This is a genomic window from Stenotrophomonas maltophilia group sp. Smal17 (assembly GCF_030237045.1).
Lineage (GTDB): Bacteria > Pseudomonadota > Gammaproteobacteria > Xanthomonadales > Xanthomonadaceae > Stenotrophomonas > Stenotrophomonas forensis.
In genome coordinates, this window is record NZ_JASJSU010000026.1 from 31,087 (window position 1) to 50,399 (window position 19,313).

A 19,313-nucleotide genomic window follows, 5' to 3' on the forward strand; every position below is an offset into this window, starting at 1 on the left:
TTTCCCGGCCAGCGGCCGCCTGCGTTCACATGCGTGGCCCGGCTCTGGTAGATGCCAACCTTGGTTGGCATTGCCGGCCAGCGGCCGGCACCACCGGGAAGGCGCCTGACCGGCCGGTGAAGCCGCCCGTCGGAAAGGTGGCACCCGACCCCGGAAACCCGGATAATGCACAAAAGCCGGACGGGCCTCCCCGTTCGGCTTTTTCCGTGTCTGGGCCTTCCATCGCCGGCGCTCCCCGTTTGGAGCTGCCATCCAGGTGCTGGCCAGCCCCGCCACGGTTTACCCGTCCGCGGCCCCGATGGCCGCAACAAATCGAGGAGCCCGTCATGGGTCAGTCTGTCGTAGTGTTGGGTGCCCAGTGGGGCGATGAAGGCAAGGGCAAGATCGTTGATCTGCTCACCGAGGAAATCGGCGCCGTGGTGCGCTTCCAGGGCGGCCACAATGCCGGCCACACCCTGGTCATCAATGGCAAGAAGACCGTCCTGCACCTGATTCCGTCGGGCATCCTGCGTGACGATGCGCTGTGCCTGATCGGCAACGGCGTGGTGATCTCGCCGGCCGCGCTGCAGAAGGAAATCGCCGAGCTGGAAGCCTCCGGCGTGGAAGTGCGTTCGCGCCTGAAGATCTCCCCGGCCGCGCCGCTGATCATGCCGTACCACATCGCCCTGGACCAGGCGCGCGAACGCGCTGCCGGCGGCAAGGCGATCGGCACCACCGGCCGTGGTATCGGCCCGGCCTACGAAGACAAGGTGGCGCGCCGCGGCATCCGCATCGCCGACCTGCACTATCCGAAGCAGCTGGAAGAACTGCTGCGCACCGCGCTGGATTACCACAACTTCGTGCTGACCAAGTATCTGAACACCGATGCGGTCGACTTCCAGAAGACCTTCGACGAAGCACTGGCCTTCGGCGAGTACGTGCAGCCGATGAAGTCCGACGTGGCCGGCATCCTGCACGACCTGCGCAAGCAGGGTAAGCGCGTGCTGTTCGAAGGTGCGCAGGGTGCGCTGCTGGACATCGACCACGGCACCTACCCGTACGTCACCAGCTCCAACACCACCGTCGGTGGTGCGCTGGCCGGTTCGGGCGTCGGCGCCGATTCGATCGACTACGTGCTGGGCATCGCCAAGGCCTATGCCACCCGCGTCGGTGGCGGCCCGTTCCCGACCGAACTGGACGACGAAGTCGGCCAGGGCATCCGTGACCGCGGCGCCGAGTACGGTGCCTCGACCGGTCGCCCGCGTCGTTGCGGCTGGATGGACATCGTTGCGCTGAAGCGCGCCGTGGCCATCAACGGCATCAGCGGCCTGTGCATCACCAAGCTGGACGTGCTGGACGGCATGGAAAAGCTGAAGGTCTGCATCGCCTACGAATACAACGGCAAGCGCACCGAGTACGCGCCGCTGGACGCGCAGGGCTGGGAAGACTGCACCCCGGTCTACCTGGAGTTCCCGGGCTGGAGCGAGAACACCCACGGCATCACCAACTGGGACGAGCTGCCGCCGGCCGCACGTGCCTACCTGCGTTCGCTGGAAGAACTGGCCGGTTGCCCGATCAGCATCGTCTCCACCGGCCCGGACCGCGACCACACCATGGTCCTGCAGGATCCGTTCGCCTGAGTGGGCGGTAGCGCCGGGCCATGCCCGGCGTGGTGGTAACGCTGTTCAATTGAAAAAGAGCGCCGCGACTCCCTGAGGGTCGCGGCGCTTCTTTTTTGGTTCTCCACCAACGCCGGTAGTGCCAGCCCATGGCTGGCAGAACCGAAGCCACCAGCATGTCGCTTGCGGCACTCTAAATCGGCCATCCACGACAGATTTCCCCAAGCCACACGCATTTCGTAATTACTGCACGATCCCCGCATACAACTTCTAGTAAGCGATAAACGTCACGCGGCATTCGGACGTTCGGGTTGTTTGCGTCACCGCGCGTCGCTCTCGCCCGCCTACCAGCACGGTCGCGCCTATTCCTGTCGCATCCGCCACTCCCCGCGCATGCAAGAATTCCCGGAGTGCGCTCGACTCAGCCGAAATTTTCGGATTTTTCTCATTGAGCCGATCGTGCAGGCGTAGACACCATGGCGCGCCACCGGAAAAGGGTGGCCGGGCGTGCAAACCCGAGATAGGTGTTACTTACGCTTGCCAGCCGGCACCGTCCTGAAGCGGTGCCGGCTGGCAATCCGTCGGCCTTTATGGCGGGCGGTGCGTGGGGGTCTTCGGACCCGCCGGTCATTGGTAACTATCTATCCCGGTTTGCAACCCGCACCGTCCGCCACCCGCTTCCGCGCGGTGGCGCTGTTAAGTACAGCTACGGAAGCCGACGCCATGACCAGTCGCAAGACCCCGCCGTTCCATGTTGTTGAGCCCATCAACGACGACGCCAATCCCGCCGACGATCTCAGCACGTTCCAGGGCTGCCTCACCCGCATCCGTGATGGCGAAGGCTCCGATGGCATGCTGTGGCCGGAGGAGGCACTGTCCGACGGACGACGTCAGTCCCTGGCGCGGATCGACCGTGCGGCCGTGGGCATCCTCACCGCTGTGGAGATGCTGCATGCGGCCAACCGTTGCGCCACCATGGCGACGCCGCGCAGGCACCTGGACGAAGGTGTGGTGGAAGGGCTGTTCTTCGCCTGCCGCGAACTTGCCGAGCTGGTCTGCAGGGAAGTCAGGCCGGCCTGACTCCTTCCGCATGTGCGATGCCCGGCCTCGCCATCGGGCGAGGTACCGGGTGGGTTCACGCGCTGCTTTACGCCGGCACTGTAGGCACGTGCAGTTCTGCGCTACGTTGTGGCCAATGCCAGCAGGGATGCAGCGCGATGACCGGGAGTTCGGCATGAAGGGCGAGACCGTGGCACGGGTGAGCCTGTGGCTGCTGTGGAGCCTGTGGGCGCTGGCCTGCATCGTGCTGCTGCTGGGTGCAGCCGCCAACCATCTGGCCTCGCGCACGCAGACCCTGCCACTGGTGCTGCAGCCGGGCGCCTCGGCCGAGATCACGGTCTATCGCTTCATCGACGATCCGCTGCGCCTGCGACTGCGCTATGCCGATGACGGCGCCGATCCTTTGGTTGACCCCGAGCTGCGCCTGCGCGCTGAAACCCCGACCGATCGCAATGAGTTCCGCGCGGACACCCGCTCACCTTCGGCAACGGCTGACGTCGTTCGTGCACTGGAATCGGTCGAGCCCGACCGCTTCGCCGCCTCGTACTTCGGCTACGGCCGCCGTGATGCACTGCCGCGTGGCCGTTCCTGGCTGCGGCTGACCGTGCTGGCGGTCGACCCGGCGCTGGCCGGCCGTGCGGCCTCGGTGGATCTGCTGCCGCCGATGGACGTGCTGAAGCTGACCGACCTGGACTACCTCTGGCTGTGGCCGTTCTTCTTCTGGCAGCCCGTGGCACTGCTGTTGCTGATTGCCGGCGGCGGGCTGGCGGCTGCCAGCATCGCGCTGCGGCGCTGGCGGCGCCGTTCTCCAGAGCCCGGTAGCGCCGGGCCATGCCCGGCAGTGCACTTGCCAGATAGCCAAATTGGGTAGGATCGTGCCCAAATCGGGCATCACTGCGACTGGCTCTGCCACGCGGCAGACGCGCTAGCCTCCCGCCCGCAGCAGCGGGTATGGATTGATCGACTCGCCTTTCCACCATTGCTTCTCCGGGCCCAGCACGTGCACCTCGAAATGCAGGTGCGGGGCCTCGGCGCTGGCATTGCCGGTGCTGCCGACGTAGCCGATCACTTCCCCGCGCTTGATCACCTTCTTTTCCGCCAGCCCATCGGCATAGCGTTGCAGGTGGGCGTAGTAGTAGCACCAGCGTCCGCTGTGTTCGAACTGGTAGATCGTCAGGCCGCCGCGCTCGCTGTCGAACAGCTTTTCCACGGTGCCATCAGCCACGGCCAGCACCGGCGTACCGGCGTCGGCCATGATGTCGATGGCATCGTGTACGCGCCCTTCGCTGCGTGCATCGGTGAAGGTGTCGCGCAGCTGCGAGGCTTCGATGCCCTGTACGGGCAGCAACAGGCCGGTTGGCGTGCCGCTCGCGCTGGCCGACGGTGCCACCGATGCGGAAGGCGCTGCATCCACCTGCGGAGCTGCTGGCGCCTTCACCGGCGTTGCAGCCACTGTGGGTTGCGGGGCAGGCTGGGCAACGGCCACCGGCTGAGCCACATCCCGGCGCAGCCACCAGCCAGCACCCAGGCCCAGCAGCACGCCCAGCACGATCAGCTGCGAAAGGCGCATCGCATCACTCCTGCATCACGACGGGAACGGAGGTATCCACGGCATCGGCTACGCGCAGCGCATCCCAGTTGGTCATGCGCACGCAGCCATGCGATTCGGTCTTGCCCACGTGGCCGGGCTCGGGCGTGCCGTGCAGGCCATAGTGCGGCTTGGACAGATCGATCCAGACCCGGCCCACGGGATTGTTCGGGCCCGGCGGCAGCGTGGCCTTCTTCTCGCCCTTGCGCGCATCCCAGAACAGCTTCGGGTTGTAGTGGAAGGGCGGATCGCGATACACGCCGAGGATCTTCCATTCACCGATCGGCAGCGGGTCATGCTGGCTGCCCGAGGACACCGGCACCTGCGCAATCACCTTGCCCTGCGCATCCAGCAGCTGCAGCGTGGAATCGGATTTGTCGACCACCACTTTGGCGGCCTTCGGCAGCGGGGCGGGGGCGATGTTCGGCACCTGGATGCGGTTGCCGGCCTTGCCCAGGTCGACGCCGGGGTTCAATACCTTCAGCAGTTCGGGCGAGGCATGGAAGCGTTCGCCCAGTGATTCTTCCACGCTGCCGTAACCCAGCGCCTTCAGCTTGGCCTGTGCGGCGGGGCCCTTCGGCACCGGCTGAAACGGACCTGCCACGTCCTCGGCGGTCAGCGTGTAGCTGGCCAGTGGCGCGTTGGCATCGGCCTGCAGTGCCTTCCAGGTGGCATCGTCCAGCTCGCCGGTCACCGTCAGGCCATGCGCGGCCTGGAAGCCGGACACCGCGCGGCGCTGGTTGCTGCCGACCTCGCCGTCAATCTGGCCGGGCGAGAAATTGGCCCGGTCCAGCAGTACCTGCGCGTGCAGCGGCGAGCGGGCCGCGATGTCCGGTCCTGCCTTCTCGGCGATGGGCTCCGGTAGCTGGGCCGGCGGCGGCACCTGCGCGAAGGCGGGCGAGATCAGCAAGGACAGGGCGAGCAGGGCGGGGCGGTGTACGGGCATGGAGGACTCCGGCAGATGGCAGCTCTACCCTGCCCGGAGAGGCTGCGCAGCCCCCGTGAAAGCGACCTGATGCCGGCATGAGCGGGGCAGCCCCGGCGTGGCCTGGGCCCTTGTCGCAGAAGCGCCGTGCGTGGCATCACCAAGGTGAACGGCTGCCGACGCCCGTGCGTGTTGGCGATCAAGAATGCCGGCGGCGCGGCCGATACGGGCGCATCCCCCCGTTTTGGATGTACCGATGAACTACTTGAGGAATGTCAGGGTCGCCTGGCGTCTTGGGCTGGGCTTTGGCCTGTTGTTGCTGCTGGTTGCCGCCGTGGTGGCCACCGGCGCCACCGCCAGCGTCGTGCAGAAGCGCGCGATGCAGCAGGTGGTCGATGTCAGCGTGGCCAAGGTGCGGCTGCTGTCGCAGATGCTCGATGCCAACAACCAGATGATGGTGGTGCGCCGCGAGATGCTGATCCGCCAGGGCGACGACCGTGGCCACGACGAGCAGCGCATTGCCGATCTGGTCAAGCGCTACGAGGCCAGCTGGTCCGCCTATCAGGCGCTGCCCAGCGACGCCGACGGCAAGGCCATTGCTGAAACCATTGCAGCCAAGCGCGCCATCGCCCGCCCGCTCAACAAGCAGACCAGCGAGCTGATGGAGCAGGGCGATTACCCTGGCGCCGTGGCGCTGACCCTGGGCCCGGTGCAGGAAGCGGCCAATGGCTGGAACAAGGCGCTGTCCGACGGTGTGGACTTCGAAGAGAAGGAAAGCCGCGATGCCGCTGCCGAGGCGATCCGCCTGGGCGAGCGCAGCCTGCTGCAGCTGCTGGTGCTGGGCGGCGTTGCATTGCTGGTTGGCATTGCTGCCTCGGTGATGATCGGCCGCAGCCTGACCGGTCCGCTGGCGCGCGCAGTGAACCTGGCCGAGCGCCTGGCCAAGGGCGAGCTGGATCAGGAATTCCGGCTTGGCGGTCGTGACGAATTGACCCAGCTGGGCCAGGCGATGGCCAGTGTGCGGCAGAGCGTGCAGGCCGCGATCGGCGCACAGCTGCAGATGGCCGAGCAGCATGAGGCGGGCGCGATCCGCTATCGCATGGATGCCAGCGCGTTCCCGGGTGACTTCGGCCGCATGGTGCAGGCCACCAACAGCCTGGTCGAATCGCACGTGCAGGTGGAACTGCTGATGGCCGAGGTGATGCAGCGTTACGCCATCGGCGACCTCAGCCGTGACCTGCCGGACTACCCGGGCGAGAAGGGCGCGCTGACCCGCACCCTGGCTGCGGTGAAGCAGAGCCTGATGGCGATCAACGCGCAGATCGATGAGCTGGCCCGTGCCGCGCGCGCGGGTGATTTCAGCATGCGCGGCGATGCTGCTGCGTTCCAGTACCAGTTCAAGGCGATGGTCGAGCACCTCAACGGCATGATGGCCAGTTCGCAGGCCAGCATCGCCGATGTCTCCGACGTGCTGCGCGCGATCTCGCATGGCGACCTGACCGCACGCATGGACGGCGAGTACGACGGCGTGTTCGCGCGCATGCGCGACGACGCCAACACCACCACCGCGCAACTGACCGGCATCGTGCGCGGCATCCAGGTGGCGGCCGACAGCATCAACAACGCGGCGCAGGAACTGGCCGCCGGCAACAACGACCTGTCGCGCCGCACCGAGCAGCAGGCGGCCAATCTGGAAGAAGCTGCCGCCTCGATGGAGGAACTGACCTCGACCGTGCGCCAGAATGCCGAGCTGGCCCGCCAGGCCGACAGCGAAGCACACGCCGCCGGTGCTGCGGTGCGCGAGACCGAACAGGCGATGGCACAGATGGCGTCGGTGATGGGCGAGATCGACCAGTCGTCGGCCCGCATCTCGGAAATCTCCACGGTGATCGACGGCATTGCCTTCCAGACCAACATCCTCGCGTTGAACGCGGCGGTGGAAGCCGCACGTGCGGGCGAGCAGGGCCGTGGTTTTGCCGTGGTCGCCAGTGAAGTGCGCACGCTCGCGCAGCGTGCCGGTGTCGCCGCCAAGGAGATCAAGGAACTGATCGAAGATGCTGCCGCCAAGGTGAAGAGTGGCCTGGCGGTGACCGTGGAATCGGAAGCTGCGATCGCGCGTGTGGCCCAGGCCAGTTCGCGCACCACGCAGTTGATGAGCGACATCGCAGCGGCCAGCAAGGAACAGGCAGCCGGTATCGAGCAAGTCAACCAGGTGGTGGTGCAGATGGACCAGGTCACCCAGCAGAACGCCGCGCTGGTGGAGGAAGCCACCGCTGCTAGCCGTGCGCTGGAAGAACAGGCACATGCGCTGACCACCTCGGTGTCGGTGTTCAAGGTGGAAGGCGCAGCAGCTTCCGCCATGCCGCGTCGCGCGGCCTGAGCAGGTCACTTCCGTTGGAAATGTGCGGCCGCAGGGCACTGCGGCCGCGTTTCAGTGGATGGATCGTGATCAGCCACTGGCGCGGGTGCGCGCCGCCTTCTTCGCCGCCGCTTTGCGCACACTCTTCTTCGCGGCACGGGTCTTGGCTGCCTTCTTCGCGGAGGCACTGCGTGAAGCAGCGGTGCTGGCCTTCTTTGCCGCTGCCTTGCGAGCGGGAGCCTTCTTTGCGGCGGTCTTCTTCGTTGTGGCCTTGCTGGCAGTCGTCTTCCTGGCGGCGGTCTTCTTCGCAGGCGCTTTCTTAGCCGCGGTCTTGCGCGCAGGCGTCTTCCTGGCTGCCGACGTCGTGGCCGATTTCTTTGCCGGTGCCTTGCTGGCAGTCTTCCCGGCACTCTTGCGCGCGCTGCCGCTGCGCTTGCCACCCCCATCCTGCTTGTTCACCGTGGCCCAGGCGATGCGCTCGGCCGTGCCTTCGCTGGCACCGCGCTGGCGTTCGCTCTCTTCGATGTGCTCGGCCTGGCGCTTCTGCTTGTCGGTATAGGCGGACTTGTCACCACGGGGCATGGCAGGGTCTCCGGTGGGGGCTGGCCCCCACGGTGCCCCTGGCGGCGTTAAGCGCAAGTCCCGCAAGGGTGATCGCACCGGCAAGGCCGCCTCGGCTATGCTTGCCGCATGCGAGTCGAGCCCGCCGACATCGAAGCCCTGTTCGACGCCATTCCGGATGTGCTGTTCTTCATCAAGGACCGCCAGGGGCGTTACACCCACGTCAACCAGACCATGCTGCGGCGGCTGGGCCTGCGCGCGCGCAAGGATGTGATCGGGCGCACCGCGGCCGAGATCTATCCGACCGGGCTCAGTGCGGACTACGTCGACCAGGACGCCCGCGTGCTGTCCGGCGAGGTGATCGAGAACCTGATGGAGCTGCACCTGTTCGCCAACCGCGAACCGGGCTGGTGCCTGACCTGCAAGCGCCCGCTGCTGGTCGATGGGGCCATCGAGGGTCTGATCGGCATTTCCCGCGACCTCGGCCAGAAGGACAGCCTCGGCACCCAGTACGAGCAGCTGCGGCTGGCCCTGGCCCACCTCAATGCGCATTACGCCGAGAACGTGCGCATGCAGACCCTGCTGGACATCACCGGCTTCTCGCTGTCCAAGCTGGAGCGCAGCTTCCGCAAGGTGTTCCAAATGACCCCGCAGCAGGTGCTGACCCGGCTGCGGATCCAGATGGCCATGCACCTGCTGCATGGCGACGACAGCATCGCCTGCATCGGCCAGGCCTGCGGTTTCAGCGACCAGAGTGCGTTCACCCGCAAATTCAAGGCTGAAACCGGTTTCTCACCGCGTGCCTATCGGGCCCGAATCGGTGGGAACGTCGGCGAGCCGGCCCTGGCCTGAGACGCCTGCTGCGCTGTGCCTATCCCCACGGGCATGGGACAGGGTAAGGTGTCGCCCCTGTAGCCCGCCGCCAGCCCCGCCGATGCCCAATTCGATTCCGACCGCTTCGCCGTCCCGCCTCGGACATTCGCTCAAGCCCCGCCAGCTGATCATGATGGGCCTGGGCAGCGCCATCGGTGCGGGATTGTTCCTCGGTTCGGGCGTGGGTGTGCAGGCGGCCGGTCCGGCGGTGCTGGTGTCCTACCTGGTGGCCGGCGCGCTGGTGATCATCGTGATGAACGCGCTGGGCGAGATGGCGGCGGCCAAGCCGACCAGCGGTGCGTTCTCGGTGTACGCCGCCGACGCCATGGGCGCCACGGCCGGTGCCACCGTCGGCTGGCTGTGGTGGGTGCAGCTGGTGATCGTGATCGCCGCCGAGGCGGTAGGTGCGGCCGGCCTGCTGGCCACGGTCTGGCCATCAATACCGGTACCGATGGCGGCGCTGGCGTTCATGCTGTTCTTCACCGCGATCAACCTGCTCGGGGTGAAGAACTTCGGCGAATTCGAGTTCTGGTTCGCCATCCTCAAGGTGGTGGCGATCCTGGCGTTCATTGCCATCGGCGTGGCGCTGCTGATGGGCTGGCTGCCGCAGGTGACCTCACCGGGCCTGAGCAACTTCACCGAGCATGGCGGCTTCGCACCAAAGGGCCTGGCCGGTATCGGTGCGGCCCTGCTGGTGGTGGTGTTCGCCTTCGGCGGCACCGAGATCGTGGCCGTTGCGGCTGCTGAAACCGAAGACCCCGAGCGCAGCATCGCCCGTGCCATCCGCACCGTGGCCTGGCGCATCCTGGTGTTCTACATCGGCTCGCTGAGCGTGATCATCGCCGTGGTGCCGTGGACCAGCGAAGCGCTGAAGTCACCGTTCGCGGCGGTGCTGGATATCGCCCGTATTCCGGGTGCGGGCACCGCCATCACCCTGATCGCGGTGATCGCGCTGCTGTCGGCGCTCAATGCCAACCTCTACGGTGCCTCGCGCATGATGTATTCGCTGGCGCAGCGCCGCGAAGCCCCGGCCGTGCTCGGCTGGACCGATCCGCGCCAGGTGCCGGTGGTCGCCGTGCTGGCCAGCGTGCTGTTCGGTTTCGCCGCCACGGTGATGGAACTGCTGTTCCCGGACCGGGTACTGCCGGTGCTGCTGAACATCGTTGGTTCCACCTGCCTGCTGGTGTGGACGCTGTCGCTGGTCTCGCAGCTGGTGCTGCGCCGCCGCGCGGATCGCCTGGGCACGCGCCTGCCGTTCCGCATGGCCGGCTTCCCGTGGCTGACCTGCTGCGCGCTGGCGATCCTGGCGCTGATCTTCGGCCTGCTGCTGAGCGAATCGCATACCCGCCTGCAGTTCCTGTCGATGGTGGCACTGACCGCCACCATCGCCGCTGGCAGCGCCATTGCGCGGCGGATGCGCGAGGCGTGATGAAGCTGCCGGCCAGCGGCCGGCACTACCACGGGGGCTGCACATCCGGCGTGCGATGCTGATCGCGTGGGCCGTTACCGGCCCGTCGAACAGGAGTTCCGCATGCTGCGCAGCCGTCCGTTCCTGATGTTCACCGGCCAGGCCGAAGCCGCCCTGGCCCTGTATGCCGAGGCCTTTGCCGATTTCCGGCTGCTGGCGCTGCAACGCCACCCGGAGGGGCCCGGTGCCGGCGTGCCCGGCCAGGTCCGCCAGGCCATCTTCCTGCTCGGCGGCACCCACTACCTGTGCTTCGACAGCCTCGATGTGCACGGTTTCACCTTCACCCCGTCCATCTCGCTGTTCGTGGAGTGCTCCGGCGCCGAGCAGTTCGAGCGCGCGGCGCGGGTGCTGGGCGAGGGCGGTCATTGGCTGATGCCGGTGGGCGACTACGATTTCAGCAACCGCTACGGATGGGTGCAGGACCGCTTCGGCGTGTCCTGGCAGTTGAGCCTGGGGCAGATGCCTGACCCGTGATGGGATTATTGTGGGTGTGGACCTAGGTCCACACGCCCTTATGAAAACGGCCCGCTTGCGCGGGCCGTTTTCTTTACCGATGTAGTGAGGAATCAAGCCTCGACTTCATCGTCCTTGTAGGCATCGACCGGGATGCAGGCACACATCACGTTCTTGTCGCCGTACACGTTGTCGACGCGCGCTACCGGCGGCCAGTACTTGCTCTGCTTCAGGCTGGCCAGCGGGAAGGCGGCCAGTTCGCGCGGGTAGGCGTGGGTCCACTCGCTGGCGGTCACTGCGGTGGCAGTGTGCGGTGCGTTCTTCAGCGGGTTGTCCTCGCGGTCCAGGCGGCCGTCTTCGATCGCGCTGATTTCCTCGCGGATCTGGATCATCGCGTTGATGAAGCGATCCAGTTCGTGCAGCGATTCGCTCTCGGTCGGTTCGACCATCAGCGTGCCGGCCACCGGGAAGCTCAGGGTCGGGGCGTGGAAGCCGAAGTCGATCAGGCGCTTGGCCACGTCCTCGGCACCGATGCCGCTGGTCTTTTCCAGCGGACGCACGTCGAGGATGCACTCGTGCGCCACCAGGCCGTTGCGGCCGGTGTACAGGGTCTTGAAGTGCGGGGCCAGGCGCTTGGCGATGTAGTTGGCGTTGAGCTGCGCGACCTGGGTGGCCTTGCGCAGGCCTTCGCTGCCCATCATGGCGATGTACATCCAGCTGATCGGCAGGATCGAGGCGCTGCCGAAGCTGGCCGCGCTGACCATGCCGACCGGGCCGTGGTCACCCAGCTTGCCCGGCAGGAACGGGGCCAGGTGCTCCTTGACCGCGCACGGGCCGACGCCCGGGCCGCCACCGCCGTGCGGGATGCAGAAGGTCTTGTGCAGGTTCAGGTGCGAAACGTCCGAACCCCACTTGCCCGGCTTGGCCACGCCGACCAGCGCGTTCATGTTGGCACCGTCGGTGTACACCTGGCCGCCGTGCTTGTGGATGATCTCGCAGATCTCCACCACCTCTTCCTCGAACACGCCGTGCGTGGACGGGTAGGTCATCATGATCGCGGCCAGGCGGTCGCTGTACTTCTCGGCGTTGAGGCGGATGTCTTCGACATCGACGTTGCCGTTGGCGTCGGTCTTGGTCACCACCACCTTCATGCCGCACATCTGCGCCGAGGCAGGGTTGGTGCCATGCGCCGAGTCCGGAATCAGGCAGATATCGCGATGACCTTCGCCGCGCGAGCGGTGGTAGGCGCGGATCGCCAGCAGGCCGGCGTATTCGCCCTGCGCGCCGGAGTTCGGCTGCAGGCTGACCGCGTCGTAGCCGGTGCACTCCACCAGCATCGCTTCCAGCGTATCGATCAGTTCCTTGTAGCCCAGCGCCTGGTCGGCCGGCACCAGCGGATGGATCTGCGAGAACTCCGGCCAGGTCACCGGAATCATCTCGGCGGTGGCGTTGAGCTTCATCGTGCACGAGCCCAGCGGGATCATCGTGCGATCCATCGCCAGGTCCTTGTCGGCCAGCGAACGCAGGTAGCGCAGCAGCTCGTGCTCGCTGTGATGGGTATTGAACACCGGGTGGGTCAGGAACGCGGACTGGCGCTGCAGGCCGGCCGGCAGCGCATCGGCGGTGCTGGCATCCAGTGCGTCGACATCGGCCTGCGCACCGAACACGGCAGCCAGCGCCACCACATCGGCGCGGGTAGCGGTTTCGTCCAGGCTGATGCCGACCGAGTCGCTGTCGATCGCGCGCAGGTTGTAACCGGCGGCGCGGGCCTTGGCGTGGATCTCATCGGCGTGCACGCCGGTGACATGCAGGGTGTCGAAGAAGTCGCCACCGACCTGCACGCCGGCCGTGCGCAGCGCCGCGGCCAGGATCGAGGCCAGGCGGTGGGTGCGGCGGGCGATGCGGGTCAGGCCGTCCGGGCCGTGGTAGACGGCGTACATCGACGCCATCACCGCCAGCAGCACCTGCGCGGTGCAGATGTTGGAGGTGGCCTTCTCGCGGCGGATGTGCTGCTCGCGGGTCTGCAGGGTCAGGCGATAGGCCGGGTTGCCCTGCGCATCGACCGAGACGCCGATCAGGCGGCCCGGCATCGAACGCTTGTAGGCATCACGGCAGGCCATGAAGGCAGCGTGCGGGCCACCGAAGCCGAACGGCACGCCGAAACGCTGGCTGTTGCCGACCACGATATCCGCACCCCATTCGCCCGGGGCGGCCAGCAGGGTCAGCGCCAGCAGGTCGGTGGCCACGGCGACCAGGCCGCCGCGTGCGTGCACGGCATCGACCAGCGCCTTGTAGTCGCCGACCTGGCCGAAGGTGTCCGGGTACTGCAGCAGCAGGCCGAAGGCTTCCGCTTCCAGTGCCTCGGCCGGGGTGCCGACGCGCAGCACGATGCCCATGGGCTCGGCGCGGGTGCGCAGCAGTTCCAGCGTCTGCGGGTGCACGGCGTCGTGCACGAAGAAGGTGTCCGACTTCGACTTGGCCGAACGCTTGGCCAGGGTCATCGCTTCAGCGGCGGCGGTGGCTTCGTCCAGCAGCGAGGCGTTGGCGATTTCCATGCCGGTCAGGTCGGCGCACAGGGTCTGGAAGTTGATCAGCGCTTCCATGCGGCCCTGCGAGATTTCCGCCTGGTACGGGGTGTAGGCGGTGTACCAGGCCGGGTTTTCCAGGATGTTGCGCAGGATCACGTTCGGCGTGTGGGTACCGTAGTAGCCCTGGCCGATGAAGCTGCGCAGCACGGTGTTCTTGTCGGCGATCGCACGGATCTTCGCCAGTGCCTGCACTTCGGTCATCGATTCCGGCAGTGCCAGCGGTGCGGGCGACTTGATCTTGGCCGGCACGATGGCATCGGTCATCGCATCCAGCGACGCGTGGCCGACGACGTCGAGCATCTGCGCGATCTCGGCATCGTTGGGGCCGATGTGGCGCTCGACGAACGCGGAATGGTGCTCGAGCTCACGCAGGGAAGGGGTGTTCTGGGACATGGCGAAGGATCCGTCAGGAAAGGGCACACGCACGGGCACAAGCCGCCGGTCGGCGGTCTGCGGGGCGCCCCTCTGTCCTTTTGCCTGAGAGTTTGGAAGTGCGGCTGGCCGCAGCTTCGTGCCCCTTCGGCGCCGGATCGAACCGGTCTCTCCAGAGTTGTGTTACGGGTGGTATCGGGCCTGAGCGATTACGGGCGTTGCGCCTTCGGCAGCGGTGTTCCGCTTCTCCCACCGTGTTGCCTGCCGATTATAGCCCGTCGCGGGCCCGTGGGCCGCCCCCGGCGGGTGCGGCCGCGCCTGAATGGCCGATGGCCCGTCCGTGCGTTTTGTGCACTGCTGCATGGCATCGGGCGCAATCCCCACCTATGATGAGCGGATACCCGAATTCATCTGGCGCCGTCCCTGCTGCAGGGGGACCGGCGCCCGCCGTGCGTGCCACGCATGGCCCTGCCGGACGCCTTCCCCATGACCGCCGCTGTTGCTCCTTCCACCCGCCGCATGGCCCTGCTGCTCGCCGGCCTGGCCATGTTCGGTCCGTTCTCGATCGACACCATCTTCCCGGCCTTCCCGCAGCTGGCCCAGCGCCTGGCGGTGGACGAGGTGGCGGTGCAGCAGACCATCAGCGTGTACCTGCTGTTCTACGGCCTGATGAGCCTGGCGCACGGCCCGCTGTCCGATGCCTGGGGCCGCAAGCGGGTGATCCTCGGCGGCCTGGTGGTGTTTGTCGGCGCCTCGGTCGGCTGCGCGCTGTCCACCGACCTGACCACGCTGCTGGCGTTCCGCGCGCTGCAGGGCCTGTCGGCGGGTGTCGGCATGATCGTCGGCCGCGCGGTGATCCGCGATCTCTACCACGGGCATGACGCGCAGCGGCTGATGAGCCAGGTGTCGATGCTGTTCGGCATCGCCCCGGCGATCGCGCCGATCATCGGCGGCTGGATCCTGCTCAGTGGCGCGGGTTGGCCGCTGATCTTCTGGTTCCTGGTGGTGTTCGCACTGGTGCTGCTGGCGGCCACCGCACGCTTCCTGCCGGAAACGCATCCGGTCGAGGCGCGGGTGCCGCTGTCGCCGCGGGTGCTGATGCGCGACTACGTGCGCATCGGCTTCAATCCACGTTTCCTGCGCCTGGCGCTGGCCGGCAGCATCGGCTTCGGCGGCATCTTCCTGTACATCTCCTCGGCGCCGGTGTTCGTGATGCAGCATCTGCATCTGGGCGAGGGCGGATTCGCCTGGCTGTTCATTCCGACCATCGGCGGCATGACCACCGGCTCGTTCCTGTCCGGGCGCATGGCCGGGCACACCACGCCCACCCGCCAGGTCGCCATCGGTTTCGCGCTTTGCGCATTGTCGGCACTGCTGAACGTCGGCTACGTGGCACTGGCGCCGCAGTTCGTGCTGCCGTGGGCGGTGATGCCGATTTTCCTGGGCGGCATGGGCATGGCGCTGATCTTCCCGATCCTGGCGCTGGCGGTGCTGGACATGTACCCGCATCAGCGTGGCCTGGCGTCTTCGCTGCAGGCCTTTGCGCAGCTGATGATCAGCACCGTGGTGGCGGGCGTGGTATCGCCGCTGCTCAGTGCCAGCCCGTTGCACCTGGCACTGGGCCAGGCCGCCTTTTTTGCCCTCGGTTTCGTGTTCTGGTACTGGGAACACCAGCGTGAACGCGTGGCGCAGGCAGCCTGCACGGGCCATTGAGCAGCGCGCAGGGGTAGGGCGGGGCGCGATGCCTGCAACCCTTGCGACGGAACACCACCGGATTAGGCTGGGGACTCCAGCCAGCCGGTGCAGGGGTGCACGACAGCCAGCCGATCCAATGTCGTTGCATGAGGTTCCCCCATGGCTGCGCAGCAGACCTACCGCCTGTTCGAGGTGGCGCTGAAAGAGCGCCGCGTGCTTTCCCCTTCGCTGGACCGCATGGTGTTCACCGGTGCCGACGTGGCACGGATGAAGACCGAAGGCCCGGACCAGCGGATCAAGGTGTTCTTCCCCTTGCCCGGCCAGGACCTTCCGCAGGTCCCCAGCGGCGAGGACTGGTACCCGCGCTACCGGGCCCTGCCTGATGACCAGCGCCCTCCGATGCGCACCTACACCATCCGCCAGCTGCGCGCTGAGCAGGGCGAGGTCGACGTCGATTTCGTCATCCACGGCGTGACCGGGCCCGCCTCGCGCTGGGCCATGCATGCACGCCCGGGCGACCGTGTGGTGCTGCTCGCTCCGGATGCCGACTGCGCCGACAGCAGCGAAGGCTGGGAATGGAAGCCGCCGGCCGGTGTGGGGCAGGTGCTGCTGGTGGCCGACGAGACCGCGTTGCCGGCCGTGGCCGGGATCCTGGAGGAACTGGCCGCGCTGGCGGACCCGCCACGCACGCTGGCCCTGCTGGAAGTCGCCCAGGCCGGTGATGCGGTGCCGTTGACCGCGCCGGCCAGCGCCGAACTGGTCTGGCTGCCGCGCGGGCAGGCGGCCTACGGCCAGCCCCTGCTGCAGGCGGTGCAGGAACGCCTGGCAGCGGCCTCGAGCGTGGCCGCCGGCGATGAGCTGGAGGAGATCGACGTCGATGCGCAGATCCTCTGGGAGCAGGCCGATGCCAGCGTGGCCGGGCCGCTGTACGCATGGGTGGCGGGCGAGGCCGGGGCGGTGATGGCGATCCGCCGGTATCTGGTCCGCGACTGCGGGCTGGACCGCCGCGCGATCACCTTCATGGGCTACTGGCGGCACGGCAAAGTACTGGACTGATCGTGCGGGATTGAACGTGCGTGAAGTGGCCCGGCGGGCGGGGTGCGCTATCCTTGCGCCCCCCTCGCCGCGGTACCGCACCATGTCCACCAGCTCCAAGACCCGCCGCGACCAGCGCCGTCGCCAGGAAAAGCAGGCCGCCAACAAGGCTGCAGCCCAGGCCTCGCCGGTGGAGCCGCATGCCGAACTGCGCGACGCGCAGCGCACACTGCTGGCCGGGGTCGTGCGCCGTGACGGCGAATGGGTGCTGGGCATGGACGGCCGCATCGCTGGCCACAGCGAGAGTGCTGCGCAGGTGCTGGCGCTGATCATGCAGGCCGGTGAACTGCACGAGCGCAACGGCACGCCGGTGCGCCTGATGTACTCCGATGCGCTGCGCGATGCCGCGCAGGCCGAAGCGAAGGAGAAGGGTCAGACCTTCGAGGAATTCAAGGCCGAGCTGGCCGCGGCGATGGCGGCGAAGAAGAACAGCTGATCGCACACATCCTGTAGAGCCGAGCCATGCTCGGCTCTACAACACGGCAAAGGGGCGGATCCTTGCGGACCCGCCCCTTCTTTCATTTCGCCGCCGGTGCCGCGTTGGCCTGCCAGCCGCACAACTGGCCTTCGTTCTGCTGCTTCAGCCACTCGTTGACCGGGGTGAAGTACTCGATCATCGGGCCGGCATCGAGCTTGTCGGTGCCGGTCAGTTCCTTCAGCGTGGCCTGCCACGGCTGGCTGGCACCCTTGCTCAGCATCGCCCAGTACTTCTGGCCGGCTTCCTTGTTGCCGTAGAAGGTGCACTCATGCAGCGAGCCCTTGTAACCGGCCGCATCGCACAGGCCCTTGTAGAACTGGAACTGCAGGATGCGCGCCAGGAAGTAGCGGGTGTACGGGGTGTTGCCCGGCACGTGGTACTTCGCGCCCGGGTCGAAGAACTCTTCGCCACGGCTGCTGGCCGGGGCCACGCCCTGGTACTTGGCCTTCAGGTCCCACCACGCCTTGTTGTAGTTGTCGGCGGTGATCGAACCGTCGAACACGCCCCAGCGCCAGCGGTCGATCATCAGCCCGAACGGCAGGAACGACACGCCCGACAGCGCCATGCGCATCTGGTTGTTGATGACTGCCTCACGACTCTCGGTCGGCGCATCGACCAGGCCGATCGAGCTGAGGTACTTGGGGGTCATCGCCAGCACGATGGTGTCGCCGATCGCTTCATGGAAGCCATCGTTGGCACCGCCCTGGAACAGCGGCGGCAGCGGGTTGTAGGCCAGGTCGTAATAGATGTGGCCCAGCTCGTGGTAGATGGTGGTGAAGTTCTCTTCGTTCGGCTTGATGCACATCTTGGTGCGCACATCGCCTTCCATGTTCATGTCCCAGGCGCTGGCGTGGCAGACCACGTCGCGGTCATCGGGCTTGATGAACTGGGTCTTTTCCCAGTACGACTGCGGCAGCGAGGGCATGCCCAGCGACACGTAGAAGTCCTGCGCGCGCTCGGTCATCTGCCTGGCGGTACGCAGTTCGGCCTCGCGCTGCGCCTTGTACTGGGCGGCCACGTTGGCGTCCTTGCCAGCCTTGGCCAGCGCTGCGCTCAGGTTGCTCTGGTACTGCTTTTCAAGCGCTGCGGTGATGTCCAGGCTGCCGGCACCCGGGTAGGGTTCCAGCTGGTCCCACAGGTTCGACCAGTCCTGCTGCCACATGTTGCCCAGCAGGTGCGCGGCGATCAGGCCATTGCCCACTTCCGCCTTGTCCTTGCCATAGGTCTTGTCCAGCTTGCCGCGTGCGTAGCAGTGCAGCTGCTCGTACATCGGCTTGACCTGTTCCCACAGGCGGTCGGTTTCCGGGCCGATCTGCTCCGGCGGCATGTCGTAGCCGCTGCGCCACATCTGCCCGGCATCGGTGAAGCCCATGCCCTTGGCACCTTCGTTCACCAGGCCGACAAACTTCTGGTAATCGCCGCGCATGCTCTTGGTGGTGCTGTGCCAGCCCTGCCAGGCATCGAGCTGCTTGTCGTAGTCGCGGCTGCGCGCCAGCACCTGCTCCAGTTCGCCCAGCTGGCGACAGGAGTTCGGATCGTTGGCATCGGTGCAGTACTTGCCGGCCCCGTAGCTGCCCTCCATGCGGGTGGCGATCTGGGTCAGCTCAGCCAGCTTGGCCGGGTCGCGCGGCGCCGGCATCGAGGACATCAGCTTCAGCAGGTGGATGGCGCGCTTGCTGTCCTCGCTCATCGGCTTGCCTTCGAACTTGGCGGCCTGCTCGATCCAGCTGTTGAGCTGGGTCAGCGAGCGCTCGTTGGCCTTGGCCGCGATGCGCTCGGAGTCACTGTTGATGTAGGTGGAGGACAGCCACTGTGCCGAGGTCATCTCCGGGTAGGAGGCCTTGAATTCGGCATTGATGCGGGCCACGAACTGGTCGGCGGTTTCGCCGGCCGGCGCGCTGGGGCTGGCGGTCTCGGTGCCGGGCGACGGTTCCTTCTTGCAGGCGACCAGGGCCAGCGTGGCGGCGGCGATAGCCGAGGCCAGCAGGAGATGGCGGTGTTTCACGGGCGGTCCTTGGGTGGTGAACGACGGCCGAAGGCTAGTGGGCAGCCGCTGCCACCGCAAGTGGCGGAAGTCGGTTGGGTTCGGCAGGGCGGCGCCCTGCACCCGCAGAAGCAACGGCAACAGCAACATCAACATCAACATCAAAAGCGGGCTATCCGTGGGAAGGCGGGGCGGTGTCGGAGTGCGGGGACGCCGT

General features: G+C 67.0%; 15 protein-coding genes and 1 riboswitch. Of the genes, 10 read left to right on the plus strand and 5 right to left on the minus strand.

Annotated elements, in window-relative coordinates:
- Nucleotides 1–326: 326 nt before the first annotated feature.
- From QRO93_RS09425 to QRO93_RS09435, 3 genes are all read left to right on the plus strand, one after another.
- Nucleotides 327–1,619: an adenylosuccinate synthase gene (locus tag QRO93_RS09425; RefSeq protein ID WP_006463282.1), complete on the plus strand. Its 1,293-nt coding sequence runs from the start codon at nucleotides 327–329 to the stop codon at nucleotides 1,617–1,619.
- Nucleotides 1,620–2,321: 702 nt separating this feature from the next.
- Nucleotides 2,322–2,678, plus strand: coding sequence for a hypothetical protein (locus QRO93_RS09430; RefSeq protein WP_053450503.1), 357 nt, complete (start codon nucleotides 2,322–2,324; stop codon nucleotides 2,676–2,678).
- Nucleotides 2,679–2,832: 154 nt separating this feature from the next.
- A complete protein-coding gene (locus tag QRO93_RS09435) occupies nucleotides 2,833–3,528 on the plus strand; it encodes a hypothetical protein (protein ID WP_285304116.1) in 696 nt (231 codons plus the stop codon).
- 54 nt (nucleotides 3,529–3,582) lie between these two features.
- Here QRO93_RS09435 and QRO93_RS09440 read toward each other — a convergent pair whose 3' ends face one another.
- Together QRO93_RS09440 and QRO93_RS09445 are read right to left on the minus strand one after the other, a co-directional pair.
- A complete protein-coding gene (locus QRO93_RS09440; RefSeq protein ID WP_180880353.1) occupies nucleotides 3,583–4,227 on the minus strand; it encodes a M23 family metallopeptidase in 645 nt (214 codons plus the stop codon).
- A gap of 4 nt (nucleotides 4,228–4,231) precedes the next feature.
- Entirely contained in the window at nucleotides 4,232–5,191 is a 960-nt protein-coding gene (locus QRO93_RS09445) for a L,D-transpeptidase family protein (RefSeq protein ID WP_180880351.1), read from the minus strand.
- A 235-nt stretch (nucleotides 5,192–5,426) separates the two neighbouring features.
- On the opposite strand from QRO93_RS09445, the gene QRO93_RS09450 reads away from it, so the two are divergent.
- Nucleotides 5,427–7,550, plus strand: coding sequence for a methyl-accepting chemotaxis protein (locus tag QRO93_RS09450; protein ID WP_180880348.1), 2,124 nt, complete (start codon nucleotides 5,427–5,429; stop codon nucleotides 7,548–7,550).
- A 69-nt stretch (nucleotides 7,551–7,619) separates the two neighbouring features.
- Here the strand turns inward: QRO93_RS09450 and QRO93_RS09455 are convergent, their stop codons facing one another.
- A complete protein-coding gene (locus QRO93_RS09455) occupies nucleotides 7,620–8,111 on the minus strand; it encodes a hypothetical protein (protein WP_180880346.1) in 492 nt (163 codons plus the stop codon).
- Between the two features lie 108 nt (nucleotides 8,112–8,219).
- Here QRO93_RS09455 and QRO93_RS09460 point away from each other — a divergent pair, with 108 nt between their 5' ends.
- The 3 genes from QRO93_RS09460 (at nucleotide 8,220) to QRO93_RS09470 (ending at nucleotide 10,905) form a co-directional block, all read left to right on the plus strand.
- The gene (locus QRO93_RS09460) at nucleotides 8,220–8,942 is read left to right on the plus strand and encodes an AraC family transcriptional regulator (protein WP_006463165.1); all 723 of its coding nucleotides are present in this window, start codon (nucleotides 8,220–8,222) and stop codon (nucleotides 8,940–8,942) included.
- A gap of 82 nt (nucleotides 8,943–9,024) precedes the next feature.
- Nucleotides 9,025–10,392, plus strand: a complete 1,368-nt coding sequence (locus QRO93_RS09465) for an amino acid permease (RefSeq protein ID WP_053450498.1) — start codon at nucleotides 9,025–9,027, stop codon at nucleotides 10,390–10,392.
- 102 nt (nucleotides 10,393–10,494) lie between these two features.
- On the plus strand, nucleotides 10,495–10,905 hold the full coding sequence (locus QRO93_RS09470; protein ID WP_053450497.1) for a VOC family protein: 411 nt from the start codon (nucleotides 10,495–10,497) through the stop codon (nucleotides 10,903–10,905).
- 92 nt (nucleotides 10,906–10,997) lie between these two features.
- On the opposite strand, the gene gcvP is transcribed toward QRO93_RS09470, so the two are convergent.
- Nucleotides 10,998–13,865, minus strand: a complete 2,868-nt coding sequence (gene gcvP / locus QRO93_RS09475) for an aminomethyl-transferring glycine dehydrogenase (RefSeq protein WP_164087453.1) — start codon at nucleotides 13,863–13,865, stop codon at nucleotides 10,998–11,000.
- 62 nt (nucleotides 13,866–13,927) lie between these two features.
- A riboswitch (glycine riboswitch) is annotated at nucleotides 13,928–14,030 on the minus strand.
- Between the two features lie 300 nt (nucleotides 14,031–14,330).
- On the opposite strand from gcvP, the gene QRO93_RS09480 reads away from it, so the two are divergent.
- The 3 genes from QRO93_RS09480 to QRO93_RS09490 all read left to right on the plus strand — a co-directional run bounded on the left by QRO93_RS09480 (nucleotide 14,331) and on the right by QRO93_RS09490 (nucleotide 17,070).
- Entirely contained in the window at nucleotides 14,331–15,557 is a 1,227-nt protein-coding gene (locus QRO93_RS09480) for a multidrug effflux MFS transporter (RefSeq protein ID WP_180880343.1), read from the plus strand.
- Between the two features lie 141 nt (nucleotides 15,558–15,698).
- Nucleotides 15,699–16,595: a siderophore-interacting protein gene (locus QRO93_RS09485; RefSeq protein ID WP_180880341.1), complete on the plus strand. Its 897-nt coding sequence runs from the start codon at nucleotides 15,699–15,701 to the stop codon at nucleotides 16,593–16,595.
- 82 nt (nucleotides 16,596–16,677) lie between these two features.
- Complete coding sequence (locus QRO93_RS09490; RefSeq protein WP_008265644.1) at nucleotides 16,678–17,070, plus strand: hypothetical protein; 393 nt, start codon at nucleotides 16,678–16,680, stop codon at nucleotides 17,068–17,070.
- Nucleotides 17,071–17,152: 82 nt separating this feature from the next.
- Here QRO93_RS09490 and QRO93_RS09495 read toward each other — a convergent pair whose 3' ends face one another.
- Nucleotides 17,153–19,117 (minus strand): M2 family metallopeptidase, encoded by a 1,965-nt coding sequence (locus tag QRO93_RS09495; protein ID WP_180880338.1) that lies wholly within the window; start codon nucleotides 19,115–19,117, stop codon nucleotides 17,153–17,155.
- Nucleotides 19,118–19,313: the final 196 nt, after the last annotated feature.